The sequence below is a fragment of the Mycobacterium sp. 852002-51152_SCH6134967 genome (genome assembly GCF_001667105.1).
GTDB classification, from domain to species: Bacteria; Actinomycetota; Actinomycetes; order Mycobacteriales; family Mycobacteriaceae; genus Mycobacterium; species Mycobacterium neumannii_A.
Map to the genome: position 1 here is coordinate 288,672 of NZ_LZIK01000063.1, position 25,384 is coordinate 314,055.

At 67.0% G+C, this 25,384-nt stretch carries 24 protein-coding genes; 13 read left to right on the top strand and 11 right to left on the bottom strand.

Annotated features, from left to right (window positions below; translation table 11 throughout):
- Positions 1-164: 164 nt before the first annotated feature.
- Genes A5790_RS20235 through A5790_RS20250 form a run of 5 tightly spaced genes read left to right on the top strand, consistent with a single transcriptional unit; the run spans position 165 to position 4,495 of the window.
- Entirely contained in the window at positions 165-2,015 is a 1,851-nt protein-coding gene (locus tag A5790_RS20235; protein ID WP_066848249.1) for a hypothetical protein, read from the top strand.
- Positions 2,012-2,182, top strand: coding sequence for a hypothetical protein (locus tag A5790_RS26045; protein WP_164674037.1), 171 nt, complete (start codon positions 2,012-2,014; stop codon positions 2,180-2,182). The genes A5790_RS20235 and A5790_RS26045 overlap by 4 nt, the downstream gene beginning before the upstream one ends.
- Positions 2,179-2,604 carry a hypothetical protein gene (locus A5790_RS20240; protein ID WP_156656465.1) on the top strand — a complete coding sequence of 142 codons (426 nt, stop codon included), beginning with the start codon at positions 2,179-2,181 and terminating at the stop codon, positions 2,602-2,604. The genes A5790_RS26045 and A5790_RS20240 overlap by 4 nt, the downstream gene beginning before the upstream one ends.
- Complete coding sequence (locus A5790_RS20245) at positions 2,604-3,932, top strand: hypothetical protein (protein WP_066848251.1); 1,329 nt, start codon at positions 2,604-2,606, stop codon at positions 3,930-3,932. Before A5790_RS20240 ends, A5790_RS20245 begins: the two co-directional genes overlap by 1 nt.
- Before the next feature lie 11 nt (positions 3,933-3,943).
- Positions 3,944-4,495, top strand: a complete 552-nt coding sequence (locus tag A5790_RS20250; protein WP_066848253.1) for a nicotinamidase — start codon at positions 3,944-3,946, stop codon at positions 4,493-4,495.
- Here A5790_RS20250 and A5790_RS20255 read toward each other — a convergent pair.
- Entirely contained in the window at positions 4,492-5,313 is an 822-nt protein-coding gene (locus A5790_RS20255) for an enoyl-CoA hydratase/isomerase family protein (protein ID WP_082961807.1), read from the bottom strand. The genes A5790_RS20250 and A5790_RS20255 overlap by 4 nt on opposite strands.
- A 110-nt stretch (positions 5,314-5,423) precedes the next feature.
- Between A5790_RS20255 and glgX the strand changes: the two genes are divergently transcribed.
- Positions 5,424-7,571, top strand: a complete 2,148-nt coding sequence (glgX, locus tag A5790_RS20260; RefSeq protein ID WP_231987849.1) for a glycogen debranching protein GlgX — start codon at positions 5,424-5,426, stop codon at positions 7,569-7,571.
- 98 nt (positions 7,572-7,669) lie between these two features.
- On the opposite strand, the gene A5790_RS20265 is transcribed toward glgX, so the two are convergent.
- Positions 7,670-8,050, bottom strand: a complete 381-nt coding sequence (locus tag A5790_RS20265) for a hypothetical protein (protein ID WP_066848256.1) — start codon at positions 8,048-8,050, stop codon at positions 7,670-7,672.
- Between the two features lie 398 nt (positions 8,051-8,448).
- Here A5790_RS20265 and A5790_RS20270 point away from each other — a divergent pair, with 398 nt between their 5' ends.
- The gene (locus tag A5790_RS20270) at positions 8,449-9,009 is read left to right on the top strand and encodes a TetR/AcrR family transcriptional regulator (RefSeq protein WP_066848409.1); all 561 of its coding nucleotides are present in this window, start codon (positions 8,449-8,451) and stop codon (positions 9,007-9,009) included.
- Here the strand turns inward: A5790_RS20270 and A5790_RS20275 are convergent.
- From A5790_RS20275 to treS, 3 genes are read right to left on the bottom strand one after another with little or no spacing between them, the layout of a single operon-like run.
- Positions 8,993-9,343: a hypothetical protein gene (locus tag A5790_RS20275; RefSeq protein WP_231987850.1), complete on the bottom strand. Its 351-nt coding sequence runs from the start codon at positions 9,341-9,343 to the stop codon at positions 8,993-8,995. The two genes, A5790_RS20270 and A5790_RS20275, sit on opposite strands and share 17 nt — an antisense overlap.
- Before the next feature lie 48 nt (positions 9,344-9,391).
- Positions 9,392-10,783 carry a maltokinase gene (locus A5790_RS20280; protein WP_066848262.1) on the bottom strand — a complete coding sequence of 464 codons (1,392 nt, stop codon included), beginning with the start codon at positions 10,781-10,783 and terminating at the stop codon, positions 9,392-9,394.
- Positions 10,780-12,594: a maltose alpha-D-glucosyltransferase gene (gene treS / locus A5790_RS20285; RefSeq protein ID WP_066848264.1), complete on the bottom strand. Its 1,815-nt coding sequence runs from the start codon at positions 12,592-12,594 to the stop codon at positions 10,780-10,782. Before treS ends, A5790_RS20280 begins: the two co-directional genes overlap by 4 nt.
- 80 nt (positions 12,595-12,674) lie before the next feature.
- On the opposite strand from treS, the gene A5790_RS20290 reads away from it, so the two are divergent.
- Together A5790_RS20290 and pyrE are read left to right on the top strand one after the other, a co-directional pair.
- On the top strand, positions 12,675-13,475 hold the full coding sequence (locus A5790_RS20290; RefSeq protein ID WP_066848267.1) for a HugZ family protein: 801 nt from the start codon (positions 12,675-12,677) through the stop codon (positions 13,473-13,475).
- Positions 13,476-13,489: 14 nt separating this feature from the next.
- Complete coding sequence (pyrE, locus tag A5790_RS20295; protein WP_066848269.1) at positions 13,490-14,071, top strand: orotate phosphoribosyltransferase; 582 nt, start codon at positions 13,490-13,492, stop codon at positions 14,069-14,071.
- Positions 14,072-14,083: 12 nt separating this feature from the next.
- On the opposite strand, the gene A5790_RS20300 is transcribed toward pyrE, so the two are convergent.
- Positions 14,084-15,214 carry an ABC transporter substrate-binding protein gene (locus A5790_RS20300; RefSeq protein WP_156656466.1) on the bottom strand — a complete coding sequence of 377 codons (1,131 nt, stop codon included), beginning with the start codon at positions 15,212-15,214 and terminating at the stop codon, positions 14,084-14,086.
- A gap of 177 nt (positions 15,215-15,391) precedes the next feature.
- On the opposite strand from A5790_RS20300, the gene A5790_RS20305 reads away from it, so the two are divergent.
- The 3 genes from A5790_RS20305 to A5790_RS20315 all read left to right on the top strand — a co-directional run bounded on the left by A5790_RS20305 (position 15,392) and on the right by A5790_RS20315 (position 18,654).
- Positions 15,392-15,973, top strand: a complete 582-nt coding sequence (locus tag A5790_RS20305; RefSeq protein ID WP_066848276.1) for a hypothetical protein — start codon at positions 15,392-15,394, stop codon at positions 15,971-15,973.
- A gap of 2 nt (positions 15,974-15,975) precedes the next feature.
- Positions 15,976-16,383: a TIGR03668 family PPOX class F420-dependent oxidoreductase gene (locus A5790_RS20310; protein WP_066848279.1), complete on the top strand. Its 408-nt coding sequence runs from the start codon at positions 15,976-15,978 to the stop codon at positions 16,381-16,383.
- 102 nt (positions 16,384-16,485) lie between these two features.
- Positions 16,486-18,654: an elongation factor G-like protein EF-G2 gene (locus A5790_RS20315; protein ID WP_066848413.1), complete on the top strand. Its 2,169-nt coding sequence runs from the start codon at positions 16,486-16,488 to the stop codon at positions 18,652-18,654.
- A gap of 180 nt (positions 18,655-18,834) precedes the next feature.
- Here the strand turns inward: A5790_RS20315 and A5790_RS20320 are convergent, their stop codons facing one another.
- The 5 genes from A5790_RS20320 to A5790_RS20340 all read right to left on the bottom strand — a co-directional run bounded on the left by A5790_RS20320 (position 18,835) and on the right by A5790_RS20340 (position 23,131).
- Positions 18,835-19,563 (bottom strand): hypothetical protein, encoded by a 729-nt coding sequence (locus A5790_RS20320; protein ID WP_066848282.1) that lies wholly within the window; start codon positions 19,561-19,563, stop codon positions 18,835-18,837.
- Positions 19,560-20,753: a hypothetical protein gene (locus A5790_RS20325; protein ID WP_066848285.1), complete on the bottom strand. Its 1,194-nt coding sequence runs from the start codon at positions 20,751-20,753 to the stop codon at positions 19,560-19,562. The genes A5790_RS20320 and A5790_RS20325 overlap by 4 nt, the downstream gene beginning before the upstream one ends.
- Positions 20,750-22,336, bottom strand: coding sequence for a protease pro-enzyme activation domain-containing protein (locus tag A5790_RS20330; protein ID WP_156656467.1), 1,587 nt, complete (start codon positions 22,334-22,336; stop codon positions 20,750-20,752). The genes A5790_RS20325 and A5790_RS20330 overlap by 4 nt, the downstream gene beginning before the upstream one ends.
- A 37-nt stretch (positions 22,337-22,373) precedes the next feature.
- Positions 22,374-22,646, bottom strand: coding sequence for a hypothetical protein (locus A5790_RS20335; RefSeq protein ID WP_066848290.1), 273 nt, complete (start codon positions 22,644-22,646; stop codon positions 22,374-22,376).
- Between the two features lie 125 nt (positions 22,647-22,771).
- Positions 22,772-23,131, bottom strand: a complete 360-nt coding sequence (locus A5790_RS20340) for an STAS domain-containing protein (RefSeq protein ID WP_197696842.1) — start codon at positions 23,129-23,131, stop codon at positions 22,772-22,774.
- A gap of 183 nt (positions 23,132-23,314) precedes the next feature.
- On the opposite strand from A5790_RS20340, the gene A5790_RS20345 reads away from it, so the two are divergent.
- Entirely contained in the window at positions 23,315-25,282 is a 1,968-nt protein-coding gene (locus A5790_RS20345) for a SpoIIE family protein phosphatase (RefSeq protein WP_066848292.1), read from the top strand.
- Positions 25,283-25,384: the final 102 nt, after the last annotated feature.

The window sequence follows — 25,384 nt, forward strand, 5'->3', positions numbered from 1 at the left end:
CCCTCGCTGCAGGACCACCGCCGACGCAACCGCTACGGCCACCCCGACACAACGCTTGAGACAATTCATGTTGTCGCTACCTGATACCCCTGGTTTCGGTATCGCGGGTTCTGGCAACATTACCGACGAGTAAGGAGTATCTCCGACTTCGGGCAGGTGGGCATATGACGAGTACTTGGAAAGCCTCAGAGATCTCGGTACTGGCGCAGAGCGAGGGCGGCGGCACCGCCATCCACGAGATCATCCTTTTGTCGATCGTCGCCGCTGTGGTCGCGGCGTTGATGTTGTGGATCGGCTGGATGCACCGCACGCACAAGATCGACTGGCTGGCCCGCCTCGGCGACTGGTCCGGTCGCCGCTTCAAGCGCCCGTCGTGGGTCGCCCTGCCGATCGCGATCTTCACCGCGTCGATCATCTGCGCACTGTTCGGATTCATCTGGGACGTCAGCCTGCACATCGGCAACGGCCGCGACGACGGCGCGCTCGCCAACCCCGCTCATTACTTCATCCTCATCGGCCTGTTCGGCATCTTCCTCGCCGGCTGCACGGCGATGGTGCTGCCCCGCGGCGAGGAAGAGCGGCCCGGGCCGGCCGCGGTGCGCATCACCGACCACTGGTACGCCCCGGTCGGCGGCATCGTCATGGCCGGGTGTGGTGTCTACGCGCTGCTCGGATTCCCCCTCGACGACATCTGGCATCGCATCTTCGGCCAGGACGTCACGCTCTGGGGCCCCACCCACCTGATGATGATCGGTGGCGCAGGCTTTTCCACATTGGCGGCGGCCTACCTCGAACTCGAGGGCAAACGGGTCCGGACGCCTGACACGCCGCCCGACGGTATCGGCCTGAAGTTCATCCAGTACCTGGCGTTCGCCGGCGTGCTTATCGGCATGTCCGTCTACCAGATCGAGTTCGACTTCGGCGTCCCGCAGTTCCGCCAGGTCTTCCAGCCCATGCTGATCGCCGCGGCCGCCGCGCTCGCGTTGGTTGCCGCGCGCTTCTTCCTCGGCCGCGGTGCGGCGCTCATCGCCGCCGTCATCGCCATCGGTCTGCGCGGGATCGTGGCGTTCCTCGTCGGTCCCGTACTCGACGCCCCGATCAACTGGTTCCCCCTCTATCTCGGCGCGGCCGTCGTCGTCGAACTTCTCGGCCTGACCCCGCTGATCAAGCGTCCGGTGCTCTTCGGTGCGCTGGCCGGGCTCGGTGTCGGCACCGTCGGTCTGTGGCTGGAATCGCTGTGGATCAACGCCGTCTACCACCTGCCGTGGCACACCAGCATCTGGCCCGAGGCGTTGGCGATGGCCGTACCCGTCGCCATCCTGACCGGCGCCTGCGGCGCGCTGATCGGCATGGTGTTGACCGAACAACGACTCCCGCGGCGGGCGCTGAGTGTCGGCCTGGTCGTGTTGACCGTGCTTGCGATCGGTGGCGCCACAGCCAACGGCCTCCGCTACAACGTTCCCGAGAACGCCAACGCCACCATCGTCTTGACCGAAGCTCCCGGTGACGACGATGCGCGGTTCGTCACAGCCGACGTGCAACTCACGCCCGCCAACCTGTTGAACGAGGATCCGAACTGGGTGTCGGTGCTCGGGTGGCAGGGCGGCCTACCCAACGAGCGAGGCATGTTCATCGACAACCTCGAGCAGGTCGGGCCGGGCCACTACCGGTCCACCGAGCCGATGCCGGCCTCCGGCACGTGGAAGACGCTGCTGCGCGTCCACGACGGCCGGATGCTGGCGGCGGTGCCGATCTACCTGGCCGGCGATCCCGCCATCGGCGCCGAGGAAGTGCCCGCCGAACCCAACATGACGCGTCCGTTCGTCTCGGAGATCACTATCCTGCAGCGCGAACGCAGCCCGGACATCCCCCAGTCGCTGTGGCTGATCGGATGCCTGATCGTGCTCGCGTGCTCGCTTGCCATGGTCGCCGGTGTCACCTGGGGTGGCGGCCGGATCAACCGGAGCGAGCCCAGCGGAAGTGAGGCCGAATTACAACCCAGCGCGCAATCATGACGGGCGCGCCGGACAGCGCAGATGTCGTGATCCTCGCCGACCACCCGGTGTGGATCGCGGTGCCCGCCTTCGCCCCGGCGATCATCGTCGCCGGGGTGGTGGTCTACATAGCAGTGAAGAACCGTCGAAAACGAGAAGTCGAATCCAACGGGGAAAACACAACGTGAAACCGACACTCATCCGTTCCAGCGCGGTCTGCATCGCTGCGACACTTCTCGTCGCCGGATGCGGTGGCTCGCGCGATTCCGAACCGGAAGCGAGTCGTCCCGCCCAGTCGACCGTCGGCGCCGCCGACATGCCGGATCAACAGCGCCCACCCGATCGCCTGACCATCGACGTCACGATCGAGAACGGCAACGTCGACCCCACCAACGCACAGATTCAAGGCAAGGTCGGTGAGCCGATCGTGCTGCGGGTCAACAGCGACGCGGCCGACGAGCTGCATGTGCATTCGGTGCCCGAGCACACTTTCAAGGTGGATCCCACACCTGGCCAACAGTTCCAGTTCACGGTCGACGTGCCCGGCAACGTCGAGATCGAACTGCACGACCTGAATCGCGTCATCGCGACCGTTCAAGTTCAGCAGTGATGTCGGGGCCGTCGGTCTCCGTACTGGCCCACGGTCTCGGCGGTTCGACGGATCTGCCGATTCCGTTCACCTACGCGGTGGTCGGGGCCGCATGGGCGTTGACGTTCACCTTCGCGGTGGTGGCGCTCGCCTGGAAGAAGCCCAAGTTCGATCCGGCCAATTCCGTTCGCCCCCTGCCTCGTTGGGTGACGGCGGTGGTCGATGCGCCCGTGACCCGTTGGGCCCTGGCGCTCGGCGGGCTGGGTCTCGCGGTGTGGGTCGGTGTCGCCGCGGTCCTCGGTCCCCAAGACGCGAGGAATCCGCTACCCGGTGTGTTCTACGTGCTGCTGTGGGTGGGCCTGGTGGCGGTGTCGCTGATCATCGGGCCGGTGTGGCGGGCGATATCGCCGGTGCGGGCAGTTCTTCGGTTGTTGGGCGGGCGGTCGCTGCGCCTGACGTACCCCGCGTGGCTGGGATACTGGCCCGCGGCCTTCGGACTGTTCGCGTTCGTGTGGCTGGAGTTGGCCAGTCCTGATCCGGGTTCGCTTGACGCCATCCGCATTTGGCTGCTGATCTACCTCGTGGTCACGCTGGTCGGTGCGCTGGTGTGCGGTGAGCGTTGGTGTACGCGGGCCGACCCGTTCGAGATGTACAGCGTGGTGGCCTCGCGGCTCTCGCCGTTTCGCCGAGACCCCGACACGGGCCGCGTGGCGATCGGCAATCCGTTCGACCATCTCCCGTCGCTTCCGGTGCGTCCGGGCCTCGTGGTGGTCATGGCGGTGCTCTTGGGGTCGACTGCGTTCGACAGCTTTTCGGCGATGCCCGAATGGCGGAACTTCGTCGACGACCATTCTTCGTCGACGCTGACCGCCACCCTGATCAAGACCGCCGGCTTGGCGACGTTCGCAGCTGTCGTCGCGGCGACCTTCTGGCTCGCTTCGATCGCGACAGGCGGCGTGGACCGCGACCGGCGCCGCCGGTTGCCGGGGTTGATGGCGCACTCGCTGATCCCGATCGTCATCGGCTACGTGTTCGCCCACTACCTGACCTATCTGGTCGAACGCGGTCAGCAGACGATCATCCTGCTGGCCGACCCGCTGGCACGTGGGTGGAACCTGTTGTGGCTGCAGGACGCAGAGGTCAGCTACTTCTTGTCGCAACACCCTGCGGTGCTGGCGACGCTGAAGGTCGGCTTCGTCCTGGCCGGGCATGTCGCCGGTGTGGTCGCCGCGCACGACCGCGCGCTGCGCCTGCTGCCGTCGGCCCATCAGCTGACCGGGCAGCTGGCGATGATGCTGGTCATGGTCGGCTACACATTCACCGGGCTCTACCTGCTGTTCGGCGGGTAGCGTCGGGAGGCATGAAGGCGCTCATCATCGTCGACGTGCAGAACGACTTCTGCGAGGGCGGCTCGCTGGCCGTCAGCGGCGGCACCGACGTCGCCCGCAACATCAGCCAGTTGCTCGCCGACCAGACCGAATACGCACATGTGGTGGCCACCAAGGACTTTCACATCGACCCCGGCGACCACTTCTCCGACAACCCCGACTTCGTGACGTCCTGGCCGCGGCACTGCGTGGTCGGTACCACCGGTGCCGACTTTCATCCGCAGTTCCGGCCCGATGCGGTCGAGGCGGTCTTCACCAAGGGCGAGTACTCGGCCGCCTACAGCGGCTTCGAGGGCAGCGACGAGGCCGGCACGACGCTGGCCGACTGGTTACGTGAACGCGGAGTCGACCAGATCGACGTGGTCGGCATCGCGACCGACCACTGCGTGCGGGCGACGGCGGCCGACGCGGTAGCCAACGGGTTCACCACACGCGTCCTGCTCGACCTGACCGCCGGGGTCGCCGCCGAGTCGACCGCCAAGGCCGTCGAAGACCTGCGCGCGGTGGGCGTCGAGATCGTCTAGTCGCCGGCTGTCGGGTCGACCGGCTTACCCGTCCACGACGGCGCCCGGCCCTCCAGGAACGCCCGCACGCCTTCCTTGGCGTCGTCGTGTCCCATCAGCTGCAGGTGGATCTGCGTCTCGCGGGCGCCGACTTCGGACCGATCGAGGTCGTACGCGTCCCACAGCAGCCGCTTGCTGGCCGCCACCGACATCGGCGCGGTGTTGACGGCGATGTCGCGGGCGAGGTCCAACGCGGCGGGCAGCACCTCGTCGGCGGGCAGTACCCGGCTGCCCAATCCGAGCTGCACCGCCCTCACCCCGTCGAAAGTGGCCCCGCTCAGCAGGATTTCGGCCGCGTTGGCGACACCGACCAAGCGCGGAAGGATCCAATGGGAGTGGGCGTCGCCGACGACTCCGCGCCGCACCTGCACGACGCCGTAGCGGCCTTCGGCGGCGAAGAACCGGATGTCGCACTGCAGCGCCAGCGTCAGCCCCAACCCGATCGCGTGCCCATTGACAGCCGCGATGACCGGCTTGGGCAGCGTCCACGCGGGCACGTCGATACCGGCCGCGCTGAAGCCCGAGCCCGGGGCGGTGAAGGTGTCCTCACCGGCGGCCAGGTCGGCGCCTGCACAGAACGCAGGCGGGGTTCCGGTCAGCACGATCACCCGCACCCCGTCGTCGCGGCCAAGTCGCCGGTAGGCGTCGGCGAGTTCGTCGCGCATGCCGTCGCCGACAGCGTTGCGCTGCCGCGGCCGGTTCAGCGTGATGGTCGCCACCCCGTCCTCGACGCCGGTCAGCAGCGTGCGGTAACCGGGCAGGTCGGGGCGGGCGGGCACGCGTTTCTCCTGGCTGGTGTGATGTTTGTGCGTAGTTGGTTGTGATGCTGCCGCATCGGGCACACCCGTATCGTCTCGTTGTCCGTGTGTGTCGTCGTCTGGAGTGAGAATTGACCCAAGCCCCCGCCCCCCAAGCCGCGTCCCTGGAGGTCTGGCCCGGTAAGGCCTACCCGCTCGGAGCGACCTACGACGGGACGGGCACCAACTTCGCGGTGTTCAGTGAGGCTGCCGAGAAGGTCGAGCTGTGCCTGTTCGACGCCGATGGCACCGAGACCCGGATCACGCTGCCCGAGAACGACGCGTTTGTCTGGCACGGTTTCATCCCGAACATCGAGCCGGGTCAGCGGTATGGCTACCGGGTGCACGGCACCTATGACCCGCCGTCGGGTCAGCGCTGCAACCCCAACAAGCTGCTGCTCGATCCGTACTCGAAGGCCATCGACGGCAATTTCGACTGGAACCAGTCGCTGTTCAGCTACAACTTCGGCGACCCCGACAGCCGCAACGACGACGACTCCGCCGCGAGCATGCCGAAGTCGGTGGTCATCAACCCGTACTTCGACTGGGGCAACGACCGTCCACCGGACTACGAGTACGCCGACTCGGTGATCTACGAGGCGCACGTCAAGGGCCTGACGCAGACGCACCCCGATATTCCCGAGAACATCCGCGGCACCTATTCGGCCGTGGCGCATCCGGTGATCATCGAGCATCTGCAGTCGCTCGGGGTGACTGCGATCGAGTTGCTGCCGGTGCACCACTTCGCCAACGACTCCACGCTGATCGACAAAGGCCTGTCCAACTACTGGGGCTACAACACGATCGGCTTCCTGGCGCCCGACTCCAAGTACAGCTCCAGCCCGAATCCCGGCGGACAGGTGCAGGAGTTCAAGGCGATGGTCCGCGCACTGCATGAGGCAGGTATCGAGGTGATCCTCGACGTGGTCTACAACCACACCGCCGAGGGCAACCACCTGGGCCCCACGCTGTCCATGCGGGGCATCGACAACGGCGCGTACTACCGGCTCGTCGAAGACGACAAGCGGTACTACATGGACTACACCGGAACCGGCAACAGCCTCAACGTCGGCCATCCGCATTCGCTTCAGCTGATCATGGATTCGTTGCGGTACTGGGTCACCGAGATGCACGTCGACGGTTTCCGGTTCGACCTCGCCTCCACGTTGGCCCGCGAGTTCTACGACGTCGACCGGCTGTCGACATTCTTCGAACTCGTACAACAGGATCCGACGGTCAGCCAAGTCAAGCTGATCGCCGAGCCGTGGGATGTCGGCCCCGGTGGTTACCAGGTCGGCAACTTTCCGCCGCAGTGGACGGAGTGGAACGGTAAATACCGCGACACGGTCCGCGACTACTGGCGTGGTGAGCCCGCCACGCTCGACGAACTCGCCTATCGCTTAACGGGTTCGGCCGATCTGTACGAGCAGACCGGCCGGCGACCCGTCGCCTCCATCAACTTCGTCATCGCCCACGACGGTTTCACGCTGCGTGACCTGGTGTCCTACAACGAGAAACACAACGAGGCCAACGGCGAGGACAACAACGACGGCGAGAGCCACAACCGGTCCTGGAACTGCGGCGTGGAGGGGCCGACCGACGATCCCGAGATCAACGCGCTGCGATCGCGCCAGCAGCGCAATTTCCTTACGACGCTGCTGCTTTCGCAGGGCGTTCCGATGATCGCCCACGGCGACGAGCTCGGACGCACCCAGCAGGGCAACAACAACGTGTACTGCCAGGACAACGAACTGTCGTGGATCGACTGGTCAGACCCCGACACCGATCTAATGGGATTCACCCGCAAGGTGTCGGCGCTGCGCGCGGCGCACCCGGTGTTCCGCCGGCGCCGGTTCTTCTCCGGGCGGCCCGTACGCCAGCGCGGCGGTGACGGGCTGCCCGACATCGCCTGGTTCGCACCCGACGGCTCGGAGATGAGCGACGAGGATTGGGAAACGGGTTACGCGAAGTCAATCGCGGTGTATCTCAACGGCAACGGCATTCCCGATCGCGACGTGCGCGGGCAGCGCATCGTCGATGACTCGTTCGTTCTGTGCTTCAACGCCCACTACGAACCGATCGACTTCGTGATGCCGGAGAAGAAGTTCGGGGACTCCTGGATCGCGGTGATCGACACTGCGGCCGATGACGGCGACGAATCGACACCCGTCGAAGCCGGGCGGAAGGTTCAGGTCGCGGCGCGTTCCGTTCTGGTGTTGCAAGCGGCGACGGAAGAGTAGCCGCCTCCGTCGCCAGGGCTCCGCGAAACTGAGGTTTTGCGCGACAAATCGCCGGATTTTCGATCACAAGCTCAGATTCGGCGCCGAAGAAGGTACCCCTACTCGACCATCGGGAAGAACGAATCGCCGTCTTCAGGGGTGCCGTCGATCTGGCCCATGTCGCGGCCGTGCTGGTCGGGGTCGATGCGCTCGAGCTGGTCGTCGGGGCGCAGCTCGGTGTCGCCGCTCGGCTCACTCCTCGGCTGGTTCAGCTCGGGCTGCTCGGGCTCTTCGGCGGCGAGTTTCTCGTCGAGGCTCTCGTCGACCTCTCCGTCGGCATTGATCTTGTCGGCTTCACGCCACCCCTCTGGCGGATCGACGGTCTCGTCGCCGTCGTCGTTGCGCACGTCGTCGGAGTCCAAGGCCTCCGTCGGGCGCAGCGTGTCGCCGACGCCGCCGCCGTCGTTGGGTGAATAACCTGGGTCAGGGTTTGCGCTCACAGGTATTCGGTTGCCCACCTGCCCGGTGGCTAAACGCCGCACCGCGCGGCGGACCGACCCCTACCGTCCGCCGACCGACCCTCGGCAGCCAGCCGTATCCGGCCCGACGATCGCCGAAAACGACTGTGCGACAGGCTTCTTGACCGGCGAAATCCCTGACGGTGACGTCCTTTTGTGCTACGGTTTGTCCCACAGCAACCGTGGCCGTCGTGAATGACAGTCTGAGTTGTCACACGCCCTGGCGGGGCGAGTAGGAGCCGATGAGCGGCGGCGCCTACCGGCGGCCACGGTTGCCGTCCAATTCCTTCGTCGCGACGTGCACCCCGCCACGACTCGCGCACTTCCATAATTTTCGTGAGTGTCAGTAATGCTGGGCCGGTCGCCGTATGCTGCCCTGCATGACGGCCCCCACCAGCACCGGGCGCCGCGTGACCGCTCAAGACTGGATCCAGACTGGTTTTGATGTGCTCGCCGACGGCGGCCCCGGCGCGCTGCGGATCGGCCGTCTGTGTGAGCGTCTCGACGTCACCAAGGGCAGCTTCTACTGGCATTTCACCGATATGCCTGCCTACCGCGACGCGCTCGCCCGTGCGTGGGCCAACCTGCACGACGAACAGCGACGCCGATTCGAGGACATGCGCGGTGCCGAGCCCCGCCCCCGGTTGGCGGCGATGATCCAGACGCTGATGTGTCCCGACCAGTGGGCGTTGGAGCGCGCGATGCGAGTCTGGTCGTTGACCGACCAGACGGTGTTGGCCAGCGTCCAGCAGAGCGATGTGCGGGTGCGCAGCGCCGTGCGGGAGGCGCTCGTCGACTACGGATTCGACGACGGCGAGGCCGATCTGCGTTCGGCTCTCCTGTTCGCTACAGGCATCGGCTTGTTGCACGAAGTGCGGTCGGCACCGCGCGAGCCTGCGGCATTGAGCGAGCGCGTACTCGACCTCATGCTTCACCGATAGGCCGCGACGGCTTGAGCCTGGTCTTTCCGTCGAGGTACTGCAGCAGGTGGTGGGCGGCGAGTTCGACGTCCTTGTGTCGCCACTCCGACGCCCGGTACACGCACGCGATCAGCCCCGACCGGTGGAGTCGCCGAAAGTCGCCGTAGACGAACGCGTACCGCGCCTTGGTCTCGTCGCGCGCGCCCTCGGTCAGGCCGAGATGCCAGGCCGCGTAGTCCTCCCACGAGTGCGTGTCCAGGTAGGAGTTCTGCGCCTCGGCGCGCGGCTGTACCTCGCCCCAATCGCTGTCGAGCACATACTGGCGCGCATCGATGAGCTCACGCGCTTTAGCCATCGCAGCGTCGTTGAGCGAGTATTTGGCCACGGTCAGATCAACCTCAGATCAGCCGATGATGCGCGCGATCGACTTCATCGGGATCCGCAACCAACTCGGCCGGAAGCGCGCCTCGTACGCGGCCTCGTAGATCGCCTTGTCCAGTTCGTAGGCCGCCAGCAGCTGACCGGAGTCTCGCGGGTCGGTACCCGACACCCCGGCGTACCCCTCGCAGAAAGACGCGGCGTTGCGGTCCACCCACTCGCGGGCCCGCGCACCGAGCTGACGGTCGTGGTCTTCGTCGGAGGACTGTTCCATCAACCGTTGGTAGGCGGCGTATTCGAACGACCGCAGCACCCCGGCCACGTCACGCAGCGGGGAATCCGGTCGGCGCCGTTCCTCGAGCGGCTGGCCGGGCTCGCCCTCGAAGTCGATCAGCAGCCACCCCTCGGGGATGCGCAACACCTGGCCGAGATGCAGATCGCCGTGGATGCGCTGAACAGTGACCGTCTCGTCCGACAGCTTGCGGTACCGCTCCTCGATCAGCGGCGCGTACTGCTCGAGATCGGGCACGGACTTGGTCGCCGACGCCAGCCGCTCCAAGGCCGTGTCGGTCGGGAAGGCGGTGGTCTCGGTGCCCAGTTCGTCGGCCAGCGTGGCGTGCACCGACGCGACCGCCTCACCGAGCCGATACGACTCGCCCGCGAAGTCGCCCCCGACCTCGTCGGCGTAGAGGTCGCCCTCGGCGAAAAGGTCGCGGGTGCTGGCGGTGGCCATATCCCAGCCCTCGGCCGAGGTCGCCGCGAACTCGGTGACCATGCCGAGCGCGCATGGCTCACCGTCCTCACTTACGTTCCAGGTGGTCTCGAACGAGCCGAGCAGCCGCGCCACATGCGGGTTGTCGGCGCGGGCCAACACCCGGTTCAGCTCGATGTCCGGGTTGATACCCGGCGTGATGCGGCGGAAGAGCTTGAGGATCGCCTTCTCCTCGAACACCACGCTGGTGTTGCTCTGTTCGGCCGACGAGACCCGCGGCGCCGCGTCCAGCGGCAACTCCACGCCGGGTTCTTTGACGAAGCGCACGGCCTCGGCGCCGGACCCGACCGTCGCTGACGAGTCGATCAGCGACAGCAGATACTGCGCCGCGCCGGGGTCGTAGAGCGCGTCGTAGGCGGTGCGCTCGCCCGAGGAATCGGCGGACACACCGATCGTCGCGACCTCTAGGAATTCATGGTCAATCGGACCCCTGTCTGGTGCCGCCGCATTCGCGGCTCCGAAGTTCCAGCGCACCAACACCTGATAGCGCTCGGTCGAGCCGTCGGTGTAGGACACGTCGAGCAGTACGAGGTCAAGATCCTCACGCAGGGCGGTACGGGCCGCCTGCTGCACATTGGCCAATTCGCGGCTGCGGCCGGCGTACCACCGTTGGTGCGGCAGCCACTCTTCGAACGGCAGGGTCATGACTGTTCTCCATGCTCCGGGCTGGGTGCCTTCAGCGAGAACCAGTAGAACCCATGGCCGGGCAGGGTCAACAGGTACGGCAACTGGCCGATGCGGGGAAACTCCACGTATCCGGTCATCTCGACCGGCGTGTATCCGTTGTAGGCCTGCAGATTCAACTCGATCGGCTGAGGGAACCGGGAGAGGTTGTTGACGCAGAGCACGGTGTCCTTCGCGCCGGCCCCGTCACCTGACTCCTTCTCGACCTCGCGGACGTAGGTGAGCACCGACGGGTTGGAACCGCCCAGTTCGTGGAAGCTCCCGATGGCGAACGCCTCATGGCGGCTGCGCACCGCGAGCATCGTGCGGGTCCAGTTGAGCAGCGAGTTCGAGATGTCCCGCTGCGCTTCGACGTTGACGGCCTGATAGCCATAGATCGCGTCCTGGTTCGGCGGCAGATACAACCGCCCGGGCGTCGCTGTCGAAAAGCCCGCGTTGCGGTCGGGCGTCCACTGCATCGGGGTGCGCACCGCGTCGCGGTCGCCGAGCCAGATGATGTCGCCCATCCCGATCTCGTCGCCGTAGTACAGCACCGGCGACCCGGGCAGCGACAGCAGCAGCGCGGTGAACAACTCCATCTGGTTGCGGTCGTTGTCCAGCAGCGGCGCCAGCCGTCGGCGGATACCGACGTTCGCCTTCATCCGCGGATCCTTGGCGTACTCGGAGTACATGTAGTCGCGCTCTTCGTCGGTGACCATCTCCAGCGTCAACTCATCGTGGTTGCGAAGGAAGATGCCCCACTGCGCCATCTCGGGGATGTCGGGCGTCTGCGCCAAAATCTCCGAGATCGGGAACCGCGACTCGCGTCGGACCGCCATGAAGATCCGCGGCATCAGCGGGAAGTGGAACGCCATATGGCATTCGTCGCCGCCGGTGTCCGGATCACCGAAATACTCGACGACGTCGGCGGGCCACTGGTTGGCCTCGGCCAACAGCACGCGACCCGGATACTCGTCGTCGATCACCTTGCGGCAGTGCTTGAGGAACGCATGGGTTTCGGGCAGGTTCTCGCAGTTGGTGCCTTCCCGCTCGAAGAGGTAGGGCACCGCGTCCAACCGGAAGCCGTCGATGCCGAGGTCGAGCCAGAACCGCAGGACATCGAGCATCGCCTCTTGTACGGCGGGGTTGTCGTAGTTGAGGTCGGGCTGGTGGCTGAAGAAGCGGTGCCAGTAGAACTGCCGTCGCACCGGATCGAAGGTCCAGTTCGACTCCTCGGTGTCGACGAAGATGATGCGGGCGTCGTTGTACTTGTCGCTGGTGTCGCTCCACACGAAGTAGTCGCCGTACGGACCGTCGGGGTCGCGGCGTGATTCCTGAAACCACGCATGCTGATCGGAGGTGTGGTTCATCACCAGGTCGGTGATGACGCGGATACCGCGGCGGTGCGCGGCGTCCAGCAATTCGACGAAGTCCTCGACGGTGCCGAACTCAGGCAGCACCTTATAGAAGTCGCGGATGTCGTAGCCACCGTCGCGCAACGGCGAATCGTAGAACGGCGGGAGCCAAAGACAGTCCACGCCAAGCCACTTCACGTAGTCGAGTTGCTCGGTCAGCCCGCGCAGATCGCCGATGCCGTCAGAGTTCGAGTCGTAGAAGGCGCGCACCAGCACCTCGTAGAAGACGGCACGTTTGAACCAGGTGCGGTCCTCGGGCAGGATCCGGGCGTGGCTGAAGTCTTCGGCGGTGGGGTGCTCGACGACACCGTCCTCGACGTGACTGCCCTCCGCCGGGTCGTGGTCGGCGGATGCTCTGACACCGCTGTGCTTATCCATACGGCCTTCAACCTACCCACGTCGCGAGGAAACGAATCGGTGGAAAAATCTGCCGACGCTCACTTCGGTATCGTTCCGGCGTGGCCACACGTGATCACGGCGACCCCGGCGATGCACCGTCGATTCCTCCACCGCTGACGGAGGTCGTCAACTCCGTCCGCCCGACGGCCGCCGAGGAAGCCCGGACCATCGCCGCATCCACCAATACCGCAACATTGGCGACGCTGACGGCCGACGGGGATCCGTGGGCGTCATTCGTGACGTACGGATTGCTCGAGGGCGCCCCGGTGCTGTGCGTGTCCAACCTCGCCGAGCACGGCCGCAACCTGTTGGCCGACCCGCGGGCGAGCATCGCGATTGTCGCACCGACGTCGGAGACCGACCCACTGGCCAGCGGGCGGGTCACGCTCGCTGGGGTGGTGGAGCGACCTGCCGACGATGAACTCGCCGCCGCGCGCGAGGCACACCTTTCGGCCGTCGCCGCCGCCAAGTACTACATCGACTACAGCGATTTCACGCTGTGGGTGCTGCGGGTGCAGCGGGTGCGCTGGGTCGGTGGTTACGGGCGGATGGAGTCGACGACGGGTGAGGCGTATTCGGCCGCGCAGCCCGATCCGGTGCAACCGTTGGCGGCCGGCGCCGTCGCGCATCTCAACGCCGATCACGCCGACACGCTGGTCGCGATGGCCAAGGCGCTGGGCGGCTACCCGGACACCACCGCGGCGACCTGCACCGGCGCCGACCGGTACGGCCTCGACCTGCGGCTCACCACCGAGCGCGGGCTCGCCTACACGCGGATCGGCTATCCCAAGAAACTCGACTCGATCGACGAATTGCGTTCGGCCGCCGTTGAGCTGACCCGCCTGGCGCGCCGCGGCTGAAATACCATCACCTCATGACTGCGGCTCCCTCCGGGCGACCGGCCACCTGGCAAGCGGCGTTCGACCTGATCGCCACCCGCGGCCACGAGCGCCGTGAGGAGCCGTTCAAGTTGGCCAGCGGCCAGCTCAGCCACGACTACATCGACGGCAAGTACGCGATCGACACCGGTGAGCGGTTGACCATCGTCAGCCGCGCGGTCGCCGAGCTGGCTGAGAGCCGCGGCATCGAGTTCGACGCGGTGGGCGGGCTGACCATGGGCGCCGACCCGCTGGCCCACGGCGTCGCGATGGTCACCGGCAAGGCGTGGTTCTCGGTCCGCAAGGAGCAGAAGGCGCGCGGTCGCGAACAGTGGATCGAGGGCACCCGCTTGGCGCCGGGTACGCGGGTGTTGCTGGTCGACGACGTCATCAGCACCGGCGGCTCGACCGAGATCGCGTTCGACCGGGTGACCGCGGCGGGTGCGGTGGTCACCGGCGTGATCCCGATGGTGGACCGCGGCGACATCGCCGCCAAACGCTTTGCCGCGCGGGGCGTGCCGTTCGCCGCGCTGGTCACGTACCGAGACCTGAGCATCGAACCGGTCAAGGACGTCTGAACTCCGGTTAGGTCAGCCGATCGCGGCGGCCCAGTGCTCCGCCAGGTATTTGGTGGCGGCCTCGGTCTGCTGGGGTGAGGGCACCGTCACCGGCCCGTTGATGACGGGCAATGATTCCGCCGCCGCCTTGTCCAAAGTGCCGTCGGCGGCCATGTTGTCGGCGCGGACCGGTCGAACACCACCGAGCGCGAGCAAGTTCTGGCCCTCGTCGCTGTAGAGGAATTCCTGCCAGAGCCGCGCCGCGGCCGGGTGCGGCGCGTCTTTGTTGATCGCCTGGTAGTAGTACCCGGCGACGGTGTAATCCGGCGGAACTAACACCTGCCACGACGGCAGCTTCTTGCTTTCGGCGGCGTTGACGTAGTTCCAGTCGATCACGACCGGCGTCTGACCGGATTCGATGGTGGCCGACGTCGGGTTGACGGGGACGAAATTGCCCGCGTCGGCCAACTTCTGGAAAAACTCGACACCGGGCGCGATGTCGTCGACCGAACCCCCTTGGGACAGCGCAACCATCACCACGCCCGAGAACGCGGCACCGGCCTGGGCGGGGTCGCCATTGAGTGCCACCGCGCTCCGGTACTCCGGCTTCAGCAGGTCGTCGATGCGCGTGACCGGCGGCACCTTCGCCGAGTCGTAGCCGATCGACATGTAGCCGCCGTAATCGTTGACCCACGCTCCGTCCCGGTCTTTGAACGCCGAAGGGATGTCGTCGAAGTTGACCACCTTGTACGGCGCGAACATCCCGGTGTTGGCGAGCGCGACGGACTGTCCGAGGTCGAACACGTCGGGTGCGGTGTCGCTGCGCTTCTGCTGATTGGCCGCGTCGATCTCCTCCTGGCTCGACGCGTCGGGCTGCGCCGAGTTGACCGTGATGCCGTATTTGTCGGAGAACGCCCTGATGATCGCGCCGTAGTTTGCCCAATCCGGTGGTAGGGCAATCACATTGAGTTCACCCTCGTTCTTGGCCGCCGCAATCAGCCCGCCGATCCCGCCGAAATCCTCGGCCGACGTGGCTTCTGCGGCCTTGACACCGGGCTGGGTCCGCTCAGCGTCACCGCTCTGTTCCGGCGACGCGCACGCGACCGAACCGGCCAGCAGCAGAACGGATGCGGCGAACGGGGCCGCCAGAGTCGTGATCTTCAATGCCGAACCTTCCGATGGTCAGGAGTCGGCGCGGTGGTGCAGCGGTTACCGCACCGAATCGTCCCGGTGGATGACGCCGAGCGAGGCGCTCGAACCCTATCGCGGCGGTTGTGACGACGCACAACTCCCATCGGAGTTTGCCAGGCCGACCGCTTTGCCCGGCGTTAGCATTCTCGTGTGGCGCGACGCGAAGTTTCGGGGGACTTCGACTACCTGATCGACGATCCGGTCGATGTCGCGGATGCCGCCGATCCGGCGACAGAAGCGGACGCCGACGTCTTCGATCCCGACAAGGTGCCGGGCCGCGACATGATGTTCGACGCCTTCGACGAGAACAGCTGGTACTTCGAGCCCGCCCCGCCGCCCTGGTACCGAACTAAACGAAATCTCAGCATCTTGATCGCCGCCGCGATCGCGGCCGTCGCGCTCGTGGTCTCCGCCGTCCTGCTGGTGCTCCAGTCGCCTGGCGAGTCCGCCGACCAGGAGTCCGAACCGGTCCGCCCGACCGTACAGACCACGGCACCGGCGCGCACGCAATCGCAATCACCGAGCACCCCGCCACCGTCGCCACGGCCGGCTCCACCGCCACGCGTCCAGACGTCGGCGGCGCCGGTCGCCCCTCCGCCGCCGGCGACCAACCGACCGCGCACTCCACCGACCAGAGCCGGCCGCGACCCGGAGATCGGGGTGACGCGCACACCGGTCACGCGGTCGCCGATCAGCGTTGCACCGCAGCGCCCCAGCCAGTCCCAGCGATGAGTATGGCCGCATTCGAGCCCGAGGCCATGTTCGCCGCGGCGCCCGTCGCGGCGCTCGCCACCGTGGGTTCCGCAGGGGCGCCACACCTGGTGCCGGTCGTGTTCGCCGTGCACGCCGGGATGGCCTACACCGCCGTCGACGCCAAGCGGAAGTCGACGCGCAACCTCCGGCGGTTGAGCAACATCGAGGGCAACCCGCACGTGAGCATGCTCGTCGACCACTACGACGACGACTGGACGCAGCTGTGGTGGGTGCGTGTCGACGGCCTAGCCGAAATCCACTACAGCGGCGAAGAATTGGCGGCCGGATACACGCTGCTACGCAACAAGTATTCGCAGTATGAGCGAATCGCCCTCGACGGCCCCGTGGTCAGCGTGACCATCACGAAGTGGGCTTCGTGGCAGGCCTGAGCGCCAAATCGATCAAGCCCTTGTGCTCGCTGTCGGATAGGAGAATTGTGGTCTAACACACACTTTGGCGGCGGCAGCGCAGCCGTCGTGGAAGGGAACGTCATGGTTGACAAGACGACACATTCCCAGGGCGCCGGAGCCGCCCCGAACGCGGACAGTCCGGCCGCCATCCGCAATGTGGTGCTGGTGGGCCCATCGGGTGGCGGCAAGACAACCCTCGTCGAGGCACTTCTGGTGGCCGCAGGAGTCCTGACCAGACAGGGTTCCGTTCAGGACGGCACCACCGTCTGCGACAGCGACGACGCCGAGATCGCCCAACAACGTTCGGTAGGCCTTGCGCTCGCGTCCCTACGACACGACGGCATCAAGGTCAATCTCATCGACACCCCCGGCTACGCCGACTTCGTCGGGGAACTGCGAGCGGGATTGCGTGCCGCGGACTGCGCGCTGTTCGTGATCGCCGCCAACGAAGGAGTCGACGAACCCACCAAGGCGCTGTGGCTCGAATGCAGCCAGGTGGGAATGCCGCGCGCCGTAGTCATCACCAAACTCGACCACGCCCGCGCGAACTACCCCAACGCGTTGGCCGGCGCGCAGCAGGCGTTCGGCGACAAGGTACTTCCGCTGTACCTGCCCGCGAACTCACCGTGCACCGGGCTGATCGGGCTGTTGTCCGAGGCGCACTACGAATACGCCGACGGTAAACGCACCGCCACCCATGCACCCGACGACTCGTACGCCGACGCGATCTCCGAGCACCGCGGCCTGCTGATCGAGGGCATCATCGAGGAGTCCGAAGACGAGACGCTGATGGAGCGCTACCTCGGCGGTGAGGAGATCGACCGGTCGGTGCTCATCGACGACCTGGAGAAAGCCGTCGCAAGGGCGACGTTCTTCCCCGCGCTCCCGGTGTGCAGCGGCACGGGCGTCGGCACGCAGGAACTGCTTGAGATCATCACCGCCGGCTTTCCCTCACCGCCCGAACACCGGCTGCCCGAGGTCTTCACGCCGCAGGGCAAACCGCGCGCCGAGCTTCCGTGCGACCCGAACGGCCCGCTGCTGGCCGAGGTCGTCAAGACGACATCCGATCCCTACGTGGGACGGGTGAGCCTGGTCCGGGTGTTCTCGGGAACCATCGCTCCCGACTCGACAGTGCATGTGTCCGGCCACTTCTCGTCGTTCTTCGGCGGGAGCGGCTCCCTGACCGGCTCGCTCGCAGCGCACGAGGATCACGACGAGGACGAGCGCATCGGGTCGCTGTCCTTTCCGCTCGGCAAGCAGCAGCGTCCCGCTTCCTCGGTGATCGCCGGCGACATCTGCGCGATCGGACGTCTCAGCCGGGCCGAGACCGGTGACACGCTGTCCGACAAGTCCGATCCGCTCGTGCTGCGGCCATGGAGCATGCCCGAACCGCTGCTGCCCATCGCGGTGCAGCCACGAGCGAAGACCGACGAAGACAAACTGTCCGGCGGTCTGCAACGGTTGGCCGCCGAGGATCCGACCCTGCGCATCGAGCAGAACCCCGAGACACATCAGATCGTGCTCTGGACGATGGGCGAAGCGCACGCCAACGTCGTCCTCGATGCGCTGTCGCGGCGCTACGGCGTCGCCGTCGACGGCGTCGAGTTGCGCATTCCATTGCGAGAAACGTTCGGCGGCAAGGCCAAAGGACACGGGCGCCACGTCAAGCAGTCCGGCGGGCACGGCCAGTACGCGGTCTGCGACATCGAGGTCGAGCCGCTGCCCGAAGGCTCCGGTTTCGAGTTCATCGACAAAGTCGTCGGCGGCGCGGTGCCCCGCCAATTCATCCCGAGCGTCGAAAAGGGCATTCGGGCGCAGATGGAGAAGGGCGTCGGACCCGGCTACCCGGTCGTCGACATCCGCGTCACGCTGTTCGACGGCAAGGCCCACAGCGTCGACTCGTCCGACTTCGCCTTCCAGATGGCCGGCGGCCTCGCGCTGCGGGAAGCGGCCGCGGCGACCAAGGTGAACCTGCTCGAACCAGTCGACGAGGTGACGGTGCTGATTCCCGACGACTTCGTCGGCGCCATCATGGGCGATTTGGCCGGGCGGCGGGGCCGTGTGCTCGGCACCGAAAAGGTCGGCGACGACCGCACACTGGTCAAGGCCGAGATCCCCGAGGTCGAGCTGAGCCGCTACGCCATCGACCTGCGTTCGCTGGCCCACGGTGCCGGCACGTTCACCAGGACCTTCGCCCGTTACGACCCGATGCCCGACCACGCTGCCGCGAAGGTCACATCGACGGTGTGATCCGGGTCAATCAGCGGATTCTGCAGGCGCTGCCAGAGGGTTCTCAGGAGGCCTCCCTAGCGTCGCCGCCATGAAGGACCGGACGCATCTGCTGGCTCACGTGATCGTGACCGGGCTCCTGGCGGTCATCGTGATGGTCGCCGCCTGGCTCTGCCTGTTCAACGGCGCCATCTGAATGCATCACCGGGGCCGATCCCCACGCCAGCTGAAGCTGTTGACGTATTTGCCCATATCCAGGGCGATCTGGAGGTTGGCACCGGACGGTTTGCCGAACCCGAAGTCGGGGCTGAACTGGTGGTACGGCCCGACTGCCGCCGCAATCAACGCCAGGTCGTTCTTCACCGCGGCCACGACCAGAACCCGCATGCGCAGATAGCTGCTGTTGGCGCCTTGCGGCCAACAGTCGGCGACTTCGCCGTATCCCGAGTGGAAGCCGACCATCGCGTTGGGAATCTCGTACGCGGTCCGGGTGTCGGGAAAAGTGGCTTTCACCAACGACTTTGCGATCTCCTGCGCGGATCGGCCCGCGGCGGGTTCGCTGAACAACTGCAGCGTCCCACCGTCACCGGCGAGCAGTTCGGCGGTCACCCCGTTGGGCTTGGTGCTCACCCGATAGGCCGACTCCGGCGCGGGATAGGACACCGAGAACGCGCCGTCCGGCGAGGTGAAACGAGGGTTGATGGACACCGGGGTGCCGGTCGGCGGCCGCCCGCAGTCGGGTGGGCATACGTAGCGCACCGGCGGCTTGGCCATCATCGCCGACATCCCGACCAGGGCGGCGGCGATCACTGCGATCACGGCAAACCATGTCAGCACCAGCCGCCTGCGTGACGTCCGCCGCGGCGCCGCGGCCGCGTATGCACCGGCCGGAACCGCGTATCCGGGAAAGAAATTCGTCGGTGCGCTCATTCGGGGTCACCGCGAACCGGCCGCGATTCGCGCCTCGCCCGGCGTGATGAGCGCGACGACGCGCGCGTCGCCACCCCGCACGCCGGGCAGAACGCCATGTCAGGCACGACGTGTCCACAGTGCGGACACAACAGCGGTTCCTCCGCACGGATCTCGTCGTGTGCCTCGTGCAGCAACGCCAGGTGTAGACCCAACCGCAGCAACAGCAGCGCCACCCCCGCCAGCAGGAGGTAGGCCACCAACATCAGCACCTGCGGGACGCGGGCGACGTCGATCAGGCCCAGCGCCAGATATACGCCCAGCACGGCGACCGCGAAGCCGATCAGCATTGCGCGCACGACACCCGGACGTTGGTCGCGTTTGCTCGGGGGCCGGGTGAACCACAGTGCGGCACCGATCAATCCGCCGGTCGCCGCGGCGATCAACGGCGCCGCCAGCCCCCGGATGCCCGCCTCGACCAGCAGGCTCTCCATCGGCCGCTTGCTCACCACGCCGGTGCCGAACTGCGGAGCCAGCCGCGTGAGCGTCGCCGCCGCGGAGAAGCTCAAGGCGCCCAGCGCCCCGATCATGAAGCCGTCCAGCGCTTCTCGCGAGAATGGCCGCGTCAGGCGAACGATCACGGCGGGTGACAACATCAGGAGGACCCCGCCGAGCGGAATCGCGATGCCCATGCGCAGCATGCGCTCACCGATGATCGCCGAACCCAACGCCACACCATACGATTTGGCGAACACCGCACCGGTCAACGACGCCCAGCCCACCCCGAGCCCCACCGCCACGGCGACCGTGAGAACCAGTGTGCCGATGGGAAAGTCGCGAAACGCATCCGACTCGCGCAAGTACAGGACGAACAACAGCGGCAGTCCCAGCGCGGCGACCGTCACCACGGCGGCGGGTAACCGCAGGAACGCGAACGCGATCAGCGCCGCCACCAACACGACAAGGCCGATCCGGAATGCGGTGCGTGAGCGCTGCGGCAGATGCGGGAACAGCGAGCTCGCGACCGAGACCTGCAGAAGGTGTTCGTTCGGCGCGGCGCTGAAATCGAGCGGCCGCAACCAGTCCGGGCCCTCCCGCCGCCGCGGTGTCAGGTGACATCCGCACAACCCGCAGTACTCGCCCGCAGGCACGTCGGTCTTGCAGACCCGGCACTCGGCGGTCGGCACGCTGTCGTCGTCACCGGTGGTCATGCGGCCGCCTTCTGAAGCGTGAGTACATTGCGCACGAGGTTGTCGACGTCGGGGGTGCCGAGGCCGGTCACCAGGTCATAGCCGGGCAGCGCGTCTGCGACCGCGTTACCTCCGAGGGTAACGTCGCGGAAGGCCGGCAGCTCGGCGCCCCGCGAGATGCGGTACAGCAGCGGGTTCAGGTCGCCGAGCGGGCGGCCGCCGTTGGCGAGCAGGTACTGGTTCATCACCGCGGCCAGGCCCGCCCAGATCGGTGCCGACTGCGACGTGCCGCCACCGACCAACGCCGTCTGCTGAAACACGATGCGCACACCGGTGAACGGGTCCGCGACGGCCGCGACGTCCGGAGTCAGCCGGCGGTCGATGTCGCGGTGGGGCCACACCTCGCGCTGCCAGTCGGGACGGTCGAACACCGCCGAGACACCGCCGCCCGTGCCCACCGACAACGGCACGTCGAACCAGGCCTGCTCGGACAGCCACCGACCGTCGCTGTCCGTGGACAGGGTGGTGCCGCCCACATCGGTCATCTCGGGCAGCGAGGCGATCGAGTCCAGGCCGACGTCGGACTCGCCCGGCGGCGAGGACCAGTCGTCGCCGCCTTTGCACTCGAGGCCCGCCAGGTCGCCACTGGCGTTGAACGCCGTGGTGCCGTGTGACTGCGCGGTGGCCAGCGCCGAGCGCACGGGGGCGAGGTCGGCAGCCGTGATCAGCTTGTCGCAGCCCCACCCGATGGAGAAGCTCCACACGGCGCCGGGATACCGGCGGTCCGTCTCCTCGAGCATCTGGCCGATGCGTTCGAACGCGCCGTCGGCGGTGACGGTCGGAAGCGCACTGACCACGACCTTGCGCGCATCGGGAGCGACCGCGTGCGCCACCTGAAGGTCCATCGTGGCTTCCCCGCGCGGTTCGTCGAGTTCACCGATCACCTCGGGGGTGAAGCGGGGCAGGTCGTAAGTGTCGGCGAAGCTGTCGAAGTCGGCCTGGTCGAAGCCGTCGAAGGCGAAGAACACGATTGTGGTGCCCTTGCCTGTGTAGCCGGCCGCGGCAAGCGGTGCGGCGTTGTAGGTGTTGCGCAGCGCCTCGGGAGTCAGGCCCTTGTCCGGCACATCCAGCGGCAGCGTCCAGATGTGCGACGTGTGGTGCGGCATGTAGCCGAGGATCCGGCCGATCTCAGAGACCTCCTCGCGCAACGCATCCGGCACGTCCGGTTGTTGCGGGGATGCGTAGAAAACCTGGCCGCGGCGGCCGCGGTAGTCACGGACCTCGACGTCGAACGCATCCGCGACGGACGCCGCCGGTCCTTCCACCACCGCCCAGGGATGACCGGGGCGCCAGCGAACGGAAAGACCGTGGCCGTCGGCCCATGCGTACATTCCCACGGGGCGGTGTTCGTCGCGCAGCGCCATCGTCAGCTGAACCCCGCTGTCGAGCGAGGGCCCCAGATCGGTCGAGCTCGCCAACAGGTAGGAGTACGGCCCGGCGATCACCTCGCCGCCGAAGCGCGCGGAGACGGGGCGCAGATCGGAGACGAGTACGAATACGCCCACCGTGATCAGCGCCAGCACGCCGAGATGCCGCACACTCACGGACGTCAGCGTATTTCGAACCCGGGTCGATGGACGGCTAGTGGTCGCCCGGGATCGCCGTCGGCGCAGGCGGTGCGGTCACCGTCGGCGAGAACGGGTTGGGTCCCGGCGAGATGCGCGGCGCCTTGTCGGTGGTCTCGACCGGCGGCGGAGGCGGCGCCTCGGTCGTGGTTGTCGTAGTGGTCGTCGTGGTGGTCTCTTCTGGCGCCTTCTCCTCGGTGGAGCACGATGCGCTGAACACGACCATCGCGACCGCGGCGGCACCACCCGCGACGGCGGCGATGCGACGACCGATCTGAGCTGACCTCATGGTTGCAGTCCTAACTGTTCCGACCGGTGCGGAGAAGGCTTCAAGATCAAAGCCGGCGTTCGAACTCTAACCCAAGATCGGGACGCTCGCTCAGTTCGAAATCGCAGCTAGGGACACTGCGGGAACTAGGAACCGGACTTCAGCGCGCCCAACGCCTCGGCCAACGTCGGATACAGCGAGAAGACCTGGTCGAGGCCGGTCAGCTGAATCGGCCTGCTGGTCGCGGGCCCATCGGCCACCACCGCGAAGCGGGCCGACTTGCTGACGGTCTCGTGCGTCGCGACCAGCGCCTGCAAACCCGCGGACGCGAGGAAGTCCACCGCCAGCAGGTCGACGATGAGGGCGGAGGGCTCCTGCGCGAGCGCCTCGGTGATCGCCGCCTGGAACGCCGGAACCGTGGCGAGGTCGACGTCACCGCCGACCGTCAACACAGCGATGCCGTCCTCGTGGGAGATCGAAGTGGTTATCGGCTCAATTCGTGACAACGGTGGTCCTCCGGTAGGCGCCGCCACCACGACGGCAATGGGGCGAGCTTAACGCGTCGCGTCCTGCCATAGATCAGTGCTTCAGCGGTTCATGCTGCGATACGCAGGCTAATGTCGAGAAGAGACTTGTGCGCTGGGTGATTCCGGTGTGAGCGCGAGCTGGGAGGGCCGACTGCCGCGAACATGACCGACACCGCAGACTTTCACCAGCGCTACGAACGCGAACGAGCGAGAGCCGACGATCTCGCCGATCGCGACGTGTTCCGCAGCGCGTTGGTGAACTCGCTTCAAGAGGGTTTCTTCATCACCGACGCCACCGGGTGCGTCGTCGAGATCAACGACGCCTTCGCCGAGGTCACCGGATACGGCGAGGAGGACCTGCCCTATCCGATGCCTCATCCCTGGGCGGTCGACGGGGTCGCGGCCGACGATCGCAGGGCCGCGCTGGTGCGCGACGGACGCATGACGGCCGAAACCAAGATCAGGCACCGCGACGGACGCACGCGCTGGGTCGCGATCAGCATCAACGCCGTCCCCGACCACAACTCGCGGCGCGGTCTCTATGTCGGCACCATCCGCGATGTCACGGCGCCCCGCGCCGCGGCGGAGCGCGACCGGGCGATGGCGCGGTTGGCGACGGCGGTGAGCGTCGCCAAGGACGTCGACGAGGTGCTGGCGATAACGCTCGCGCAGTGCCGCGTTCCGTTGGATGCGCAGCGTCTGATCGCGGTGACGTGGCCGAAGGCCGACGGTGAGGAGCCGACCGTCCGGGTGGCCGGTGAACCCGCGGTCACCTCGTGGAGGGACCTCGGCGAGGACTGGCGCCGTACGTTCGAGGACGCCCGCACGTGGATACCGCTGACGGTGACGCCGGTCGGCGCGGTGCCCAGCGCCGGCACCACCAGGGGCTTCGTCGCCGTGCTCTCCGGTGCGCGGGACGTCGTGCTGTGCCTCGAGCACCAGGTTCCGCGGGTGGTCAGCGCGGAGGACCGGCGACTGGTCTCGGCCCTCGTCGGCCACCTCAGCTCGGCTTTGCAGCATGTGCGGCAGTTCGAGAGCGCCAGGGAGACATCGCTGACGCTGCAGCGCTCGCTGCTGTCCCCGATCGATCTGCCGCCGGGATTCGCCGTGCGCTACGAGCCCGCCGTTCATCCGCTGGAGATCGGTGGCGACTTCTATGACGTGCTTCCCGTCGGTGACGGCCGGATCGGCATCGTGGTCGGGGACTGCGTGGGGCGCGGACTCGCGGCCGCCGCCGTGATGGGACAGCTGCGTGCGTCGACGCGCGCGCTGCTGCTCACGGGGGCGCGACCGTCGACGGTGCTCGAACACCTCGACGCCGTCGCCGAGTTCATCCCGGACGCCTACTGCACCACTGTGTTCGTCGCGATCGTCGACACCGTGTCCGCATCCGTGGAGTACAGCAACGCCGGTCACGTCCCGCCGGTGCTGGTGCCTACAACCGCGTCACCGCAACTGCTCGACGAGGCGAGCTCGGTCCCCCTGGCCGTGACGCACTCGCGGCCCCGCCCGCAGACGACGCATCCGTTACCCGCGGGCTCGACACTGATGCTCTACACCGACGGCCTGATCGAACGCCGTGACCGGTCGATCGACTCCCAGATCGACCGGATGTCGGCGGTGTTGGCCGATACCGCGAGGATGCCCATCGAAGGTGTCGCCGACGCGGTGCTGCGCGCGTTGGTGCCTGACGGTGGTTTCGACGACGACGTGGCAATCGTGATCTACCGGTCGCCGAAGGCCTCCCTCGTCATCGACGACACCGCCACCGCGGAGAAGTTGACCGAGATCCGGCACCGGTTGGCGGCCTGGCTGGCCGCCAACGGCGCCTCCGACGAGTCGGTTTCCGATCTCATCCTCGTCGTCAACGAGGCCTGCTCCAACAGCGTCGAGCACGCCTATCGCGGGCACGAGCCGGGGCGCATGCGCATCGAGGCCGAGATCCACGACACGGCGATCCACGTGCGGGTCACCGACTTCGGGTCGTGGAAGGCGCCGCCTCCCGATCCCGGCACCCGAGGCCGGGGCCTGTTGTTGATGCGCGCCGTCAGCGATCGCGTGGACCTCGACGGCACGGCGGCCGGCACCACCGTGGATATGACGTTTCAGTTACCGGAGATTCGAGTTTGAACCAGCTCTGCCCCCCTGGACACCGCTGTCGTGGTATTACAAATATTGGCAAGGAACGTCTGTCGGGAAGAGGCAGCAATGCGGGCTATGTGGCGTGCTCAG